Genomic DNA, 15,867 nt, shown 5'->3' with positions numbered 1-15,867 from the left:
TGACGATATGAACCAACGCCTCACAGCCGCTCTGCTTGTCGGCATTTCCGTAGCATTTATCGCCGCCGAAATTCTGGTTGCCGTGTTTGGCAGTTTCGATCAGGGCTGGATGGTGCTGTTCCTTTCTCTCTATGCCGGATTTGTCGGTCTGCTGTTCGGTTTGTCCACCTTGTTGGAGGGGCGTCGCGAGGAGGTCGAGAGCGTCTCGGAGCGTCGTGCGCGGGCTCGGCGCGACGGGCTTGTGGGCAATCTGCTCGATGACTACGAGATCGACGAGGAGTTTCTCGGGCGCGGTGTGCGTAAACCAAGATCCAAAAAACCATCACCTTCTTCTTCATCGGGTGCTTCGAAGGAACGGATTCCTGATGACGAGGAGCTGAAGGCTGCCGTCACGGCCTATGCTGGCATGGTCGGCGGCATTGTCACTCTGCGTGAAACCATCGAGTCGATGGACGACTCCGCTTTTTTGTCGATGGCACGCAAGGCCGGTATGGGTGGCGTAACGCGCGAACGAGTGCTGGCTCTCGTGGTTGAAATGGTTTCAGCGCAAGGGCCGACCAAAAGCGATGAATCGCCAGCCCTGTCGCTCTCCATCGACAAGGAGTCGTTCGACGACTACATCAAGCGCTGCATGACTGAACCAGAGGTCTGCATCGACGATGATGCAACCGACAGCGAAGGCTTTTCGGTGGGGCTCGACGCGAGCGACCTGTCGTCGAGGCCGGGTACGCCGCCAACCGAATTTTCCCATGATCCGAAAGCGGTCATGGAGCGCTTCAAACGCTCGACGGAGAAACGATGAGGCGTGAATCCTTTCCGCCGCTGAGCAAGGCAATGCTGGGTCGTCTGGCGCGACTCGGGCAAAAGAAGCATCGCGACAGCGAAGGCCTGTTTCTTGCCGAGGGGTTGCGCACGGTCAGTGAGTTGCTTCAGAGTCTTTCCGATCCGTCGATGCTGCACGCGCTTGTGTTCGACGAAAAGGCGGCGGGCCAGCTCGATGGCCTGGAGCGTTTCGCCGGAAAGGCGTGGCTCGCCGGGCCGAATGAGTTCAAACGTCTCGCACAGACCACCTCGCCGCAGGGCGTGGTTGCGGCGTTCCGGAAACCGGAGAGTGGCGAGTTTCGGCCCGCATCCGCCCGTTCGTTCGTCGTGGCGCTCGACGACGTGCAGGATCCGGGCAACGTCGGCACGATCATCCGCACGGCGGCCTGGTTCGGCGCGGAGGCGGTCATTTGCGGGCGCGGCACCGCCGATCCGTACAACGCCAAATCGGTCCGGTCGAGTGCGGGCAGCATCTTCGCGCTCGCAATTGACACCACGCCTGACCTCGCCAAAACGCTACGCCGCCTGCAAGCCGATGGCTTCACGGTCGCGGCGTCAGCGCTCGACGGGCAGGACTACCGCTTCTTTGCTGAGTGGCCCGCCCGCCGCGTCCTCGTCATCGGCAACGAAGCCAACGGCATCAGCGCCGAAATTCTCGCCCTCGCCGACCGCCGGCTGCTCATTCCCCCCGCCGGAGCAAGACCTGCCGTAGAATCCCTCAACGCCTCGGTGTCAGCGGGAATTCTGATGGCGACGATACATGGATAATTGATGAATTCTGTCAGGGCGCACCGGTATGTCCGCCCTGTTGTTCTTGCCGGGCTGGAGCTCGGTGCTCCCGGGGTGCTGCGCGGGGAGGAGTGTTGCAGGAACCGGCATGGTGTGCGCTCCTTTTTCCGGATGGCGAAAAGGTCTCAACCGGAAGCGGCCATTCGCCGGAATCGGAAAGCCGCCTGTCTGGACGCACGGTTAGCGTCTGGTTGTCTCTTTTTTAGAGAACTTTCAACTGCTCGGAAATGGTGCCCTCAAGCCGCGCTCAGAGCGTCTCTTCCTCCTCCAGCGCCTTGCGCAGATGCACCGGCGGCTCGGCCTCTTTCTTGCGCAGGCGGAGGTTGAGCATCTCCACCGAGACCGAGAAGGCCATAGCGAAGTAGATGTAGCCGCGCGGAAACTCGAATCCGGCCCCCTCGGCCACCAGCGTCGCGCCGACCAGAATCAAAAAGCTCAGGGCGAGCATCTTGATGGTCGGGTGTCGCTCGACGAACTCGCCGATGGTTTGCGCGGCCACCATCATGATGCCCACGGCTATCATGATGGCCAGAATCATGACCGGAATATCTTTGGCAAGGCCGACAGCGGTAATGACCGAGTCGAGCGAGAAGACGATGTCGATGAGGGCGATCTGGATGAGCGTCATGACGAAGTTCGAAGCGGAGCGCTCCTTGACGACCTCTTCGGTGCCTTCGAGGCTTTGGTGAATTTCGTGGGTGCTTTTTGCGAGCAGGAACAGGCCGCCGCCGAGCAGGATGAGGTCGCGGCCCGTGACGGCGTGGCCGAAAGCGGTGAACAGCTCGTTGGTGAGGCGCATGACCCAAGTGATCGAGAGCAGGAGCGCGATGCGGCTAAGCATGGCCAGCCCGAGGCCGAGTATGCGTCCCGGTTTCTGCTGCTTGGCGGGCATCCGGCTCACAATGATCGTCAGAAAAATGATATTGTCGATGCCGAGGACGATTTCAAGCGTCGTCAGCGTCAAGAGCGCGATCCACGCCTCCGGGCTGAAAATCCATTCCATATTGTCGAGAGTTATCGTTTGATTTTCCGGAAGTTACCTCCGCAGAACCGGATCGGCAAAATTACGGTTCATAATGATGGAGATTGAACACATTATTGAGCAATGCCGTTCCCGATGAGGCGGGATGTTCATCAATCGAACCCAATCCATGACCTACGACGCCTCAACCCATGCCGGACTCCGGTGCTATTTCGACAGCGGGCAAACCCGCCCGTTCGAATGGCGTCGTGCGCAGCTTCGCGGGCTCGATGCGTTTCTTCGTGAACGGGAACATGAAATCGCCGCCGCAGTTCATGCCGATCTTCGCAAGCCGGTTGCCGAGACCTGGCTAACCGAAACTGCGTGGCTCAGGAGCGAAATCCGGTTCGTGCTGAAACGCCTCCACCGCTGGATGCGCCCGAAAAAGGTCGGTGTGCCGCTGCACTACCAGCCTGCGCGTGCATTCGTCGAACGCGATCCCCTTGGCGTTGTGCTCATCATCGGCGCATGGAACTATCCGTTGCAGCTTTGCCTCGCTCCGCTCATCGGCGCTCTGGCTGGGGGTAACGTTTCGGTTGTGAAGCCTTCGGAGATGGCTCCGGCTACTTCGGCTCTCCTGGCCTCGGAGCTGGGCCGCTATGTCGATCCGCAGGCGGTCAGGATTGTCGAGGGGGATGGCGAGGCTTCGGCCCGGCTTCTGGAGCACTGCTTCGACCATATTTTCTTTACAGGCAGTCGCCGGACCGGTCAGGCCGTGATGCAGTCGGCGGCGCGCCACCTCACGCCGGTAACGCTCGAACTCGGTGGCAAAAGCCCGGTCATCGTAACCGAAAAGGCCGACCTGCGCCTGGCTGCCCGGCGGATCGCGTGGGCCAAATTCCTCAATGCTGGTCAGACCTGTGTGGCGCCTGACTACCTGCTGGTGCAGGAAGGGGTCAAGGAGCCGTTGCAAGGGCTGATGAAAGAGGCGCTCCGGCTCTATTATGGAAGTGATCCCGAGGCGAGTGCTGACTATGGCCGCATCGTCGATGACCGAAACTTCCGACGGCTCGAAGCGTTGCTGTGCGAGGGATCGCTCGTCGAAGGGGGGGGCTCGAACAAAGCGTCGCGCTATATCGCGCCGACGATTCTTCATGACGTTCCCGAAGATTCCGATCTCATGAAGGAGGAGATTTTTGGCCCGGTGCTGCCGGTGCGTTCGTTTACGACGCTTGAGGAGGCTGTCAGCATGGTCCGGGCGCTCGACGCTCCTCTCGCCGTCTATCTTTTTTCCCGCGACCGTTCCGAACTCCGTTACCTGATCGAGCAGACCCGGAGCGGCGGTGTCTGTTGCAATGACCTGCTTTTTCAGGCATCGATCCCCGGCCTGCCGTTCGGCGGGCGCGGCATGAGCGGCATGGGGCGCTATCACGGCAAGGCAGGATTTGATACCTTTACCACGGAGCGGAGCGTGCTCGACCGGGGCGGTTTTCCCGACCCGGATCTGCGTTATCCACCCTACAGTTCAGGCCGTTTTGACCTGCTCAAAAAAATTGTCACCCTCTTTTCATAGGCTTATGAGTACAACAGAGAACGTATCGGAACGAACCGGCCTGGCCTTCGGCGGCGGCGTGGTGCTTGGCGCGGCGCACATCGGCGTGCTCAAGGCGATGGAGGAGACCGGCTTCAGGGCAGAGTGCGTGTCGGGCACCAGCATCGGTTCGTTCATCGCGGCGATGTACGCTTTCGGCAAGAGCTGGCGGGAGATCGAAGCAGTCGCCCTCGAGCTGGACTGGTCTGATCTGTCGGGCCTCACCCTCTCCGGCTACGGACTGCTCTCGATCCGCAAGTTTGGCAAGATCGTCCGCGCCCAGCTCGGTTCCCGCCGCATCGAGGATGCGCCGCTTCCTCTCGCCATCGTCGCCACCGACATCTGCACCGGAAACGAGGTGGTGCTGCGCGAGGGCGACGTGGCCACGGCGGTGATGGCCAGCTCGTCGATTCCGGGCATTTTCAAGCCGGTGGAGCAGGGAGAGATGCTGCTGGTCGATGGCGTGCTGACCGAGAATGTGCCGGTTTCTCCGCTCAAGGAGATGGGCGCGAGCCGGATCGCGTGCATCGACCTTTTTGGCCGCCACTCCTTCCGCCGGCCAGAGCATCTGTCCGATTTGTTGCTTAACGCTTTTTACAGCGCCATGCGCGCCATTTCGCAGATTCAGATCAGCAAAGCCGATCTGGTCATCGCTCCCGATCTCTCCCGCTTCAGCCTGGTCGATATGTCAGCCGTGCCGGAGATTCTCGACACGGGATACAGGGAGGCACTGCCCTTGCTCGAATCCTGGCGAGACGCGCACCGGTGAGCCTCCGGGCCTGTTCGCCCATGCGGTTTGCGTCGGTCTGCTCTTTTTTGTACAATGATAATTGTTTCCTTTCGACTTATTCATGGCCGGTTCCTTCCGGTATCCATGACATGACGGGCCGGTTTTTTTTCATTCCTTGCCGGTTCGACAGACTGGAATTTGTGCTCTGTAAACATCAGCGGTTCAACACAAAACCAGGGAGGACGCAATGCCTATCCGCAGGTTACGGGAGTTCCTCGACAGTCATCAGGTCAAGTACTTCGTTATCAGCCACTCTCCGGCTTACACGGCTCAGGACATCGCTGCCGCCGCGCATGTATCGGGCAACGAGCTGGTCAAGACGGTCATGGTTTCCATCGATGGCAAAATGGCGATGGCGCTTTTGCACGCTCCGCGACATCTCGATTTCGATCTGCTTCGCGAACTTTGTGGTTCGCGCGATGTCACTCTTGCTGAAGAGATAGCGTTCAGTGGACTTTTTCCCGAGTGTGAAATCGGAGCGATGCCGCCGTTTGGCAACCTGTACGGCATGAAGGTCTATGCGGACGAAGAGCTTGACGAGAGCATGGATATTGTTTTCAACGCAGGAACCCACCGCGAGCTGCTCCGGCTCTCCTGGTTCGATTACAAAAGACTGGTCAACCCGGTGATGGGCAGGATCGCCTCGATCCGGTAATGCTTCCTGTCGGCGGATCGTGCAAACTTCGGTGGCAACGCGGCTTTTTATGAGGGAAATATTACCTTGGCTCATCCTGTATGGGAGTGGAACGGTCTGCCGGTTTTTGCCTGTGCGGTTCGATGTTCCATATGTCAGACGCAATGATTTTCAGCTTTTTGCCGCCACGATATGAAGGTAGCCTTGTATGCCGGGACCTATGTGAAGGACAAGGATGGCGCTGTCCGGTCGATCTACCAGCTTGTCTCGTCCATGATCAAAAATGGCCACCAGGTCGTGGTCTGGACGCCCGATTTCACGCCCGAAGCGAACGCCTCGGTGCCGGTCAACCTGACGCCGTCGGTGCCCATTCCCCTCTATCCCGACTACAAGCTTGGGTTCTATAACGCCGTCACCGAACGGCAGCTTGACGAGTTCGCGCCGGACATCGTTCACATCTCGACCCCCGACATCGTTGGCCGCAAATTCCTCCACTATGCCAAACGCAAGGGCCTTCCGGTCGGCTCGGCCTACCACACCGATTTTCCCTCCTACCTGAGCTATTACCGCCTCGGTTTTGCCGAACCGGCGGTGTGGCGTTTCCTGCGGAAATTCTACAACGCCTGCGACGTGACGCTCGCGCCGAACGAGAGCGTTCGCGAGCGGCTCACCGGCAAGGGGATCGAGCGGGTGGAGCTCTGGTCGCGCGGCATCGACAAAGAGCTGTTCGACCCGTCGCGCCGCTCCGCAAAACTGCGCCGAGCGTGGGACGCGGAGGGGCGGACGGTCATCATCTACGCCGGGCGCTTCGTGCTCTACAAGGACATCGAGGTGGTGATGAGCCTTTACCAGCGCTTTGCAGACGAAGGACTGGGTGACAGAGTGCGCTTTGTGATGATCGGCTCCGGCCCCGAGGAGGCGCAGATGCGGGCGCGGATGCCGGAGGCGGTGTTCACCGGTTACCTCACCGGTACAACGCTGCCCGAGGCCTACGCCAGCGGCGACCTTTTTCTCTTTCCCTCGACCACCGAGGCGTTTTGCAACGTGACGCTCGAAGCGCTTGCTACCGGTCTGCCCGCCGTGGTGTCGGACGTTGGCGGCTGTCAGGAGCTGGTCGAACGCTCCGGCGGTGGCTTCGTCGCCAAAGCGGGAGATGTCGGGGATTTCTATGCCTGCTGTACAAAGCTCATGCAGGATGGCGAACTTTTCCGCTCCATGCGTGAACGGGGCCTCGCCTTTGCCAAAGACAAGTCATGGGCGGCAGTCAACGGCAAGCTCATCGACCGTTATCTTGAGCTGATCGCCGCCAAAGCCAGACGGTGAGCTGTAACTATTGTTATGCATTACATCAATCGCATATTCGACCGTACCCGGGGAGGAAATAAATGACCAGCATCCAACAACGCGCCGAACTGCAACGCCGCATCTGGCAGATCGCCAACGATGTGCGTGGCACCGTCGATGGCTGGGATTTCAAGCAATATGTGCTCGGGGCGCTGTTCTACCGCTTCATCAGCGAGAACTTTGCCGCCCACATGGAAGCCGGGGACGACGGCATCCGCTACGCCGAGCTGCCCGACAGCGTCATCACCCCCGAACTCAAGGATGACGCCATCAAGACCAAGGGCTACTTCATCTACCCCAGCCAGTTGTTCGCAAACGTCGTGGCCAGGGCCAACACCAACGACAGCCTCAACACCGACCTCGCCGCCATCTTTACCGCCATTGAAAGCTCGGCCAACGGTTATCCGTCGGAGCAGGACATCAAGGGGCTGTTTGCCGACTTCGACACCACCAGCAACCGCCTGGGCAATACGGTCAAAGACAAAAACCAACGTCTCGCCGCTGTGCTCAAGGGCGTGGCCGAGCTGGATTTCGGCCCCTTCGACGATGCCCACATCGACCTGTTCGGCGACGCCTACGAATTCCTCATCTCCAACTACGCCGCCAACGCGGGTAAATCGGGCGGCGAGTTCTTCACGCCGCAGCACGTCTCGCGGCTGATCGCACGGCTCGCCCTGCACGGGCAAAAGAGCGTCAACAAGATTTATGACCCGGCCTGCGGCTCCGGCTCGCTGCTCTTGCAAGCCAAAAAACCGTTCGATGAACGCCTCATCGAAGACGGTTTTTTTGGGCAGGAAAGCAACCACACCACCTACAACCTGGCGCGGATGAACATGTTCCTGCACAACATCAACTACGACAAGTTCAACATCCAGCTCGGCAACACCTTGCTGGAGCCGCACTTCGCCGACGAAAAGCCCTTTGATGCCATCGTCTCCAACCCGCCGTATTCGGTGAAGTGGATCGGCAGCGACGACCCCACCCTCATCAACGACGAACGCTTTGCCCCGGCGGGCGTGCTGGCCCCCAAATCCAAGGCCGACTTTGCCTTTGTGCTGCACGCGCTGCATTACCTCTCAGCAAAAGGCAGAGCGGCCATCGTTTGCTTTCCGGGCATCTTCTACCGGGGCGGGGCGGAAGCCAAAATCCGCCAGTACCTGGTGGACAACAACTACGTCGAGACGGTGATTGCGCTTGCCCCCAATCTCTTTTTTGGTACCACCATCGCCGTCAACATTCTGGTGCTCTCCAAACACAAGCCCGACACCACCACCCAGTTCATCGACGCCAGCGCCCTGTTCAAGAAAGAAACCAACAACAACGTGCTGCTGGACGAGCACATCGAGCAGATCATGGCCGTCTTTGCCAGCAAGGAGGAGGTGCCGCACGTTGCCCAGTCCGTGCCGCTGGAACGCATTGCCGCCAACAACTACAACCTGTCCGTCAGCAGCTACGTCGAAGCCCGAGACACCCGCGAGGTGGTGGACATTGCCCAGCTCAACGCCGAGCTGAAGACCACCGTGGCGCGCATCGATGAGTTGCGCAAACAGATCGACGCCATCGTGGCCGAAATCGAGGGCGAGGAGGATGAGGCATGAGCGGGCAAGTTGTGATAGGGGTCTGCTGGTGCGTTGCCAAATTTGTGCAACAGGTCGTTGCCCAATTGCCTTTGTTCTACAAACTGGCCGCGGCGCTTCCTGGCCCGCTCAAGACCAGCCTGCCCAGCATCGAGCAGATCGAGCGCGAATTGCAAGGAGGTGCAGCATGAGCGGCAGGGAGTTTTTGCAGAAGCTGCTGGATGGGGAGCGAGTGGAGTGGAAGGCGCTGGGGGAGATTATTCAACTGGAAAAAGGCAGGCAGTTAAATAAGGATCTGCTCTCTTCTAGCGGTCGCTACCCAGCATATAACGGTGGAATGTCTTACTCTGGCTTTACCGACAGTTATAACTATAGCGAAAATAAAACAATTATTAGCCAGGGTGGCGCCTCCGCAGGTTTTGTGAACTTCGTTACCACGAAGTTCTACGCAAATGCGCACTGCTATGTGGTGCTGCCCGATACCGAAGTAGTCGACAATCGCTACATCTACCATTTCCTAAAACTGAATGAGGAAAGACTAACCAGCTGCCAGCATGGTGCAGGAATACCAGCGTTACGAGCGAGCGAAATAACTAGTCTCAAAATCCCCATCCCCTGCCCCGACAATCCTAAAAAATCGCTGGCCATCCAGGCTGAAATCGTCCGCATTCTGGACGCCTTCACCGAGCTGACCGCCGAGCTGACCGCCGAGCTGACCGCCCGCAAAAAACAATATGCTTACTACCGGGATCGGTTGTTGACTTTTACCACCCCGCCCTACGGGCACCCCTCCAAAGGAGGGGAACTGTTCTCGCTCTTCGGGCACCCCTCCGAGGGAGGGGAATTGTTCACGCCCTACGGGCACTCTGTTGAGGAAAGAGAATTAAATTCCCCTTCTCTGAAGGGGTGGCAGGCGCAGCCTGACGGGGTAGTTCCTGTGGAGTGGAAGACGTTGGGGGAGGTTGGTCATTTTATTCGTGGTTCTGGAATTCAGAAATCTGACTTCAAAGCCTCCGGCGTTGGATGCATTCACTACGGGCAGATTCATACGCATTACGGCACATGGACCACCGAAACCAAGTCGTTCATTGATCCAGAGTTTGCAAATCGGCTAAAAAAGGCAAAACCCGGCGATCTGGTCATTGCCACAACGAGCGAAGACGATGATGCGGTTGCCAAAGCTGTCGCATGGATAGGAACTGAGGATGTCGCCGTCAGCACCGACGCTTATATTTTTCGGCATACGGCAAACCCCAAATACATGTCCTATTTTTTTCAAACGGATATGTTTCAGGAGCAAAAGAAGCCTTACATCACCGGAACAAAGGTACGTCGCATATCTGGCGACAATCTGGCAAAAATCCTAATCCCCATCCCACCACTCGCCGAGCAAGAGCGCATCGTTGCAATCCTCGACCAATTCGACGCCCTCACCAACTCCCTTACCGAGGGGCTGCCGCGCGAGATCGAACTGCGGCAGAAGCAATACGCCTACTACCGCGATCTGCTGTTCAGCTTCCCCAAAGCATCTTTTGGAGGGGTGCCCGAAGGGCGGGATCAATTCCCCTCCTTTGGAGGGGTGCCCGAAGGGCGGGGTGGTCTCAATGCGTAAAACCCAAACCTACAAATCCTTACCCTATAACCCTGCTTTAAGGGATAGGGCAAAAGCCTTACGTAAAGCGGGTATATTGCACGAAGCCTTACTTTGGTTTGAGTTGAAAAGTAATAAGCTCAATGGACTGGATTTTGACCGACAAAAAATCATCGGCAACTACATCGTAGATTTTTACTGTGCTGAAAGATCCGTTGTCATCGAAGTGGATGGTAGTTCGCACGACAGTAAACAGATTGAGGATAGGGAGAGGGATGCGTATTTAAATGGTCTGGGGCTAACGGTGATTCGGGTATTGGCAAAAGATGTTTTGCGGAATTTGGAAGGGGTTGTTGAGTTTTTGAAGGACCACCCCGCCCTGACGGGCACCCCTCCAGAGGAGGGGAATAAAACTGCCCTGACGGGCACCCCTCCAGAGGAGGGGAATAAAACTGCCCTGACGGGCACCCCTCCAGAGGAGGGGAATAAAACTGCCCTGACGGGCACCCCTCCAGAGGAGGGGAATAAAACTGCCCTGACGGGCACCCCTCCAGAGGAGGGGAATAAAACCACTCTCACAGAAGCAAGGGAATAATGAAGGAATGGTGTCTCGTATGACTGACTACAAAACCATCGCCGAATCGAACAACTTCATTGTCCTCGACCGCTACATGCCCGATTGGAGGGTGGCGGAGGGCTACCAGAGCGAGGCCGATCTGGAGCGCGAGCTAATCGACGACTTGCGCCGCCAAGGCTATGAGTTTCTGCCCGCTATCAAAACGCCCGAGGCAATGCTCGCAAATGTCCGGGTGCAGTTGCAGGCGCTCAACGACGTGCAGTTTTCCGACGGCGAGTGGGCGCGTTTCGTGGAAACCTGGCTGGACAAGCCCAGCGACGGCATCGTCGAAAAAACCCGCAAGATTCACGACGACTACATCCACGACTTTGTGTTTGATGATGGCCGCATCCAGAACATCCATCTGGTGGATAAGAAGACCCTGGTCCGCAACAAGGTGCAGGTGATTCGGCAGTTTGTGACCACCCCGGCGCTTTGCGCCACCCCTCCACGGGAGGGGAATTTTTCAGGTGGTGAGCAATTGTGGGATCAATTCCCCTCCTTTGGAGGGGTGCCCGTAGGGCGGGGTGGTTATAACCGCTACGACGTCACCATTCTGGTCAACGGCCTGCCGCTGGTGCAGGTGGAATTGAAGCGGCGGGGCGTGGCCATTCGCGAGGCCTTCAACCAGGTGCACCGCTACAGCAAAGAGAGCTTCAACAGCGCGCATTCGCTGTTCAAGTACCTGCAACTGTTTGTCATCTCCAACGGCACCGACACCCGCTACTTTGCCAACACCACCCGGCGCGACAAAAACAGTTTCGACTTCACCATGCACTGGGCGAAGGCGGACAACACGCCCATCCGCGATCTGAAGGACTTTGCCGCCACCTTTTTCCAGAAGCACACCCTGCTTTCCGTGCTGCTGCATTACTCGGTGTTCGACGTCAGCAACACGCTGCTGGTGATGCGCCCCTACCAGATCGCCGCCACCGAGCGGATTTTGTGGAAGATCAAGAGCAGCCACCAGGCCAAGACCTGGAGCACCCCAGAGGGCGGTGGCTACATCTGGCACACCACCGGCAGCGGCAAGACGCTCACCAGCTTCAAGGCAGCGCGGCTGGGCACCGAGCTGGACTTCATCGACAAGGTGTTTTTCGTGGTGGACCGCAAGGATCTGGATTACCAGACCATGAAGGAATACCAGCGCTTCTCGCCCGACAGCGTCAACGGCTCAGACAGCACGGCGGGCTTGAAGCGCAACCTGGAGAAAGACGACAACCGCATCATCGTCACCACCATCCAGAAGCTCAACAACCTGATGAAGAGCGAGCCCGACCTGCCGATCTATCACAAGCAGGTGGTGTTCATCTTCGATGAGTGCCACCGCAGCCAGTTTGGGGAGGCGCAGAAGAATCTGCGAAAAAAGTTCAAGCGCTACCTTCAGTTTGGCTTCACCGGCACGCCCATCTTCCCCGAGAACGCGCTGGGCGCGGAGACTACGGCCAGCGTCTTTGGCCGCGAGCTGCATTCCTATGTGATTACCGACGCCATCCGCGACGAGAAGGTGCTCAAATTCAAGGTCGATTACAACGATGTGCGCCCGCGCTTCAAGGCCATCGAGACCGAGCGGGATGAAAAGAAGCTCAGCGCCGCCGAGAACCGGCAGGCGCTGTTGCACCCCGAGCGCATCCGCGAGATCACCCAGTACATCCTCACCCACTACCGGCAAAAAACCCACCGCCTGCAGCCCGGTGCCAAGGGGTTCAATGCCCTGTTTGCCGTCAGCAGCGTGGAGGCGGCCAAGCTGTATTACGAAGCCTTCAAGACCCAGCAAAAAGACAGTGCCAAGCCCTTGAAGGTGGCCACCATCTTCTCCTATGCCGCCAACGAGGCGCAGGACGCGGTGGGCGACATTGCCGACGAGGGTTTTGAGGTGTCGGCCTTGAACAGCAGCGCCAAGGAATTTCTGAACGCGGCCATTGCCGACTACAACGCGCTCTTCAAAACGAACTTCAGCGTGGACAGCCAGGGCTTTCAGAACTACTACCGCGACCTGGCCAAGCGCGTGAAGGGTACAGACGACAGCGGCAAGAGACTGCCCGCGGATGAGCAAGTGGACCTGTTGATCGTGGTGGGCATGTTCCTTACCGGCTTTGACGCGCCCACGCTCAACACCCTGTTCGTGGACAAGAACCTGCGCTACCACGGCCTGCTGCAAGCCTATTCGCGCACCAACCGCATTTTTGACGCCACCAAGACCTTCGGCAACATCGTCACCTTCCGCGACCTGGAGCAGGCAACGATCGACGCCATCACCCTGTTCGGCGACAAGAACACCCGCAACGTGGTGCTGGAAAAGAGCTACCGCGAGTACATGGAGGGCTACACCGATGCGCTCACCGGCCAGGCGCGGCGCGGCTTTGTGGAGGTGGTGCAGGAGCTGCAAGCGCGCTTCCCCGATCCTGCGGCTCTCGAGAAGGAAGCCGACAAGAAAGCCTTTGTGAGGCTGTTTGGCGAGTATCTGCGCGCCGAGAACGTGTTGCAGAACTTCGACGAGTTCGCCGCGCTCAAGGCGCTGCAAAGCGTGAACACAGGCGACCCGGCGGCGGTGGAGGCGTTCAAGGCCCAACACTATTTGAGCGATGAGGATCTGGCCGCACTGCAGGCGATCAAGCTGCCCCCTGAGCGCACGATGCAGGATTACCGCTCGACCTACAACGACATCCGCGACTGGCTGCGCCGAGAACAGGCGGGGGTCGAGAAAGAGAAGTCCACCATCGACTGGGATGACGTGGTGTTCGAGGTGGATTTGCTCAAGTCGCAGGAAATCAACCTGGACTACATCCTGGAGCTGATCTTCGAGCGCAACAAAGAGACCCGGAGCAAGGCCGAGCTGGTGGAGGAGGTGCGCCGCGTCATTCGCGCGAGCCTGGGACACCGCGCCAAGGAGAGTCTGGTGGTGGACTTCATCAACCAGACCGATTTAGAGCAGCTTGCCGACAAGGCCAGCGTGATCGAAGCCTTTTTCACCTTTGCCCGCGCCGAGCTGCAGCGCGAGGCGCAGGAACTGATCGAGGCCGAGAAGCTCAACGCCGAAGCCGCCCGGCGCTACATCGCCACCTCACTCAAGCGCGAATTTGCCAGCGACACCGGTACCGATCTCAACGCCGTCTTGCCCAGGATGAGCCCGCTCAACCCGCAGTACCTGACGAAAAAACAAAGCGTGTTCCAGAAAATCGCGGCTTTTGTTGAGAAGTTCAAAGGTGTGGGTGGGCAGGTTTAAAAAGGCAATTCCGCTGCGCTCCATTGCTGCCGGTGAGCTTGAACGTTCTACCGAACCGTCTGATCCGGTACTGTCTGTCCGCTCCGCTTAAACTTTCTCCTTCACTTTGTACGGCTCCATGATGTAGCCGAGGCAGTCCTGCATGACGACGCGCACGTTGCGGATGAACATCGAGGGGACGACCGGCAGCTTCGTAATGATGCGTTGCCCGCTGAAATCGAGGGAGCGGCTGGTGACGTCACGCTCCTCATTGTCGATCACCAAAAGAGGTGTCTCGGTGTCGCGATAACTTCCAAGCGTCGTACCTTCAGGCACGCGCTCGAAGCGGTGGAGCGCCGGAACGGGGAGTTGGTTCAGATGCTCCATTCGTGGACGGGAGTTCCGAGGTTCTGGTTTTCGAGGTATGCCTGCGTCAGCATCCTGAAGTCGGGGCCGTGCTTTTTGACGAAGGCCTTCTGCCACCATGCGCCGTTGCGGTGCGAAGCCACCCGTTGCGCCAGAATATCGACGAGGTAATAGCGCAGGTCGCTGCTTCTGAATCCCGCCGCGGCAAGCGCCAGAATCGCGCCGGGGATCAGGTGCTGCAAAATGAGCGTCTCGACCGGCATCGAGTTCCCCGACGTCCATCTGACTTGCGCGTCGAGGCCGGAGCGGGCGGCGGCGTAGAAATTCGTCCGGGCCTCTTCGAACGAAATGCTGGCCTGCGGAACCTCCGGTTGCAGGTGCAGCATCGCGCCGTAGAAAAAGAGGATGTTGGCGATGATGTCGGGGATCGACGGCCCCGCCGCTGGAACCCGGTGTTCGATGCGCAGGTGTGGACGGCCATTCTCACCGAAGCCGATCAGTGGACGGTTCCAGCGCCAGATGGTGCCGTTGTGCAGCCGCAGATGGTTCATCATGCCGGGATCGTGGTTGAAAGTGACCGGCAGGAGCACCGGGTAGCCATCGAGGTTTTCGAGGAATACCTCCTTCAGCGAATCGCGTACGTAATCGCGCCCGAAGGTGACGCGCGACACCGGCCTGCCGGTAGGATCGACGAACGACGGGGTGTGCGCGGCCTGCTCGAGGAGCGGAATGCGGGTCTCGTCCCACAGCTCCCTGCCGAACAGGAACGGCGAGTTTGCCGAGAGGGCGGCCATTGGCGCCGAGAGCACATGCGCGACGTTGTAAAATGCAGCGGTTTTGCTGAGCGGAACCTGAAAGTGAATCTGCAGCGACGTGGCCGCCGCCTCTGCCATGACGTCATTATGCACCACCTCCAGCCGGTCATTCGGCCCTTCGATGTTTATTTTGAGCGGATGGCATGATCTGGTGCGCAGGATTTCACGGTTCAGGGCGTGAAAGCGCTGCATCGACGACATGTTCTGGAGGGTCAGCATCCTGTCTTGCAAGGTGGGCAGAATGCCGACCATCAGGGTCTGGCAACCCATTTCGCGGGCGTGGCGGGAACAGGAGTCCCAGAGCGTCTGAAGCTCGCCGCGCAGGAACTCCGGAAGGCAGTGATTGAGGGGATGGGGTGCGACGTTGAGTTCGAAGTTGTATTTCGACAGCCCTGCCATCACGAGCGGGTTGTTGACCCTTGCGAGGAGCTCTTCGTTTCGCGCCGCCGGATTGCAATTCTGATCGACAAGCCATCCTTCGAGTTCGAAGCCGCACATTACCTGGCGGTTCTCGAACACGTCTTCGGAAAACCACTCCATCAGCATCAGCGTCTCTTTTCTGAGATTCTGCTGAAACTGCCGGAAATCCTGTTCGCTGAACTCTGTTTTTGCGATGTTGCTGCTCATTGATGAATCATTAGTGAATTGCATGAATTTGAACAACCGGTTTGTCAGTTGCAAATGATTTGTCGTGGCCTTTGCTTCTTTGCCCGACAAAGTCGGACGAAAAATCCGGAGGGAGTGTGCAAGATATTGTGGTCATTCG

14 protein-coding genes are annotated in these 15,867 nt (G+C 58.5%); 11 read left to right on the top strand and 3 right to left on the bottom strand.

Annotation, left to right across the window (positions count from 1 at the left end; all coding sequences use genetic code 11):
- Positions 1-7 precede the first annotated feature (7 nt).
- Both AYT24_RS08540 and AYT24_RS08535 read left to right on the top strand, forming a co-directional pair.
- Positions 8-802: a hypothetical protein gene (locus tag AYT24_RS08540; protein WP_010933547.1), complete on the top strand. Its 795-nt coding sequence runs from the start codon at positions 8-10 to the stop codon at positions 800-802.
- Positions 799-1,590: a TrmH family RNA methyltransferase gene (locus AYT24_RS08535; RefSeq protein WP_010933546.1), complete on the top strand. Its 792-nt coding sequence runs from the start codon at positions 799-801 to the stop codon at positions 1,588-1,590. Before AYT24_RS08540 ends, AYT24_RS08535 begins: the two co-directional genes overlap by 4 nt.
- Before the next feature lie 268 nt (positions 1,591-1,858).
- Here the strand turns inward: AYT24_RS08535 and AYT24_RS08530 are convergent, their stop codons facing one another.
- On the bottom strand, positions 1,859-2,614 hold the full coding sequence (locus AYT24_RS08530; RefSeq protein WP_010933545.1) for a TerC family protein: 756 nt from the start codon (positions 2,612-2,614) through the stop codon (positions 1,859-1,861).
- A gap of 148 nt (positions 2,615-2,762) precedes the next feature.
- Here AYT24_RS08530 and AYT24_RS08525 point away from each other — a divergent pair, with 148 nt between their 5' ends.
- From AYT24_RS08525 to AYT24_RS08480, 9 genes are all read left to right on the top strand, one after another.
- Complete coding sequence (locus tag AYT24_RS08525; RefSeq protein WP_010933544.1) at positions 2,763-4,145, top strand: aldehyde dehydrogenase family protein; 1,383 nt, start codon at positions 2,763-2,765, stop codon at positions 4,143-4,145.
- A 4-nt stretch (positions 4,146-4,149) separates the two neighbouring features.
- Complete coding sequence (locus tag AYT24_RS08520) at positions 4,150-4,932, top strand: patatin-like phospholipase family protein (RefSeq protein WP_010933543.1); 783 nt, start codon at positions 4,150-4,152, stop codon at positions 4,930-4,932.
- A 208-nt stretch (positions 4,933-5,140) separates the two neighbouring features.
- A complete protein-coding gene (locus AYT24_RS08515) occupies positions 5,141-5,608 on the top strand; it encodes an aminoacyl-tRNA deacylase (protein WP_010933541.1) in 468 nt (155 codons plus the stop codon).
- Positions 5,609-5,779: 171 nt separating this feature from the next.
- A complete protein-coding gene (locus tag AYT24_RS08510; protein ID WP_010933540.1) occupies positions 5,780-6,910 on the top strand; it encodes a glycosyltransferase family 4 protein in 1,131 nt (376 codons plus the stop codon).
- Positions 6,911-6,972: 62 nt separating this feature from the next.
- Entirely contained in the window at positions 6,973-8,529 is a 1,557-nt protein-coding gene (locus AYT24_RS08505; protein WP_010933539.1) for a type I restriction-modification system subunit M, read from the top strand.
- Complete coding sequence (locus AYT24_RS08500; protein WP_164927111.1) at positions 8,526-8,699, top strand: hypothetical protein; 174 nt, start codon at positions 8,526-8,528, stop codon at positions 8,697-8,699. Before AYT24_RS08505 ends, AYT24_RS08500 begins: the two co-directional genes overlap by 4 nt.
- Positions 8,696-10,120, top strand: coding sequence for a restriction endonuclease subunit S (locus tag AYT24_RS10575; RefSeq protein ID WP_010933538.1), 1,425 nt, complete (start codon positions 8,696-8,698; stop codon positions 10,118-10,120). Before AYT24_RS08500 ends, AYT24_RS10575 begins: the two co-directional genes overlap by 4 nt.
- Complete coding sequence (locus tag AYT24_RS08485) at positions 10,113-10,694, top strand: endonuclease domain-containing protein (RefSeq protein ID WP_010933537.1); 582 nt, start codon at positions 10,113-10,115, stop codon at positions 10,692-10,694. The genes AYT24_RS10575 and AYT24_RS08485 overlap by 8 nt, the downstream gene beginning before the upstream one ends.
- Before the next feature lie 19 nt (positions 10,695-10,713).
- Positions 10,714-13,941, top strand: a complete 3,228-nt coding sequence (locus AYT24_RS08480; protein WP_164927110.1) for a type I restriction endonuclease subunit R — start codon at positions 10,714-10,716, stop codon at positions 13,939-13,941.
- Positions 13,942-14,028: 87 nt separating this feature from the next.
- Here the strand turns inward: AYT24_RS08480 and AYT24_RS08475 are convergent, their stop codons facing one another.
- Both AYT24_RS08475 and AYT24_RS08470 read right to left on the bottom strand, forming a co-directional pair.
- Positions 14,029-14,307 (bottom strand): hypothetical protein, encoded by a 279-nt coding sequence (locus AYT24_RS08475; protein ID WP_010933535.1) that lies wholly within the window; start codon positions 14,305-14,307, stop codon positions 14,029-14,031.
- Positions 14,295-15,728 carry a glutamate-cysteine ligase family protein gene (locus AYT24_RS08470; protein WP_164927109.1) on the bottom strand — a complete coding sequence of 478 codons (1,434 nt, stop codon included), beginning with the start codon at positions 15,726-15,728 and terminating at the stop codon, positions 14,295-14,297. The genes AYT24_RS08475 and AYT24_RS08470 overlap by 13 nt, the downstream gene beginning before the upstream one ends.
- Between the last annotated feature and the right edge of the window lie 139 nt (positions 15,729-15,867).

The organism is Chlorobaculum tepidum TLS (assembly GCF_000006985.1).
Lineage (GTDB): Bacteria > Bacteroidota > Chlorobiia > Chlorobiales > Chlorobiaceae > Chlorobaculum > Chlorobaculum tepidum.
This window is presented reverse-complemented; position numbering and strand designations above follow the sequence as displayed.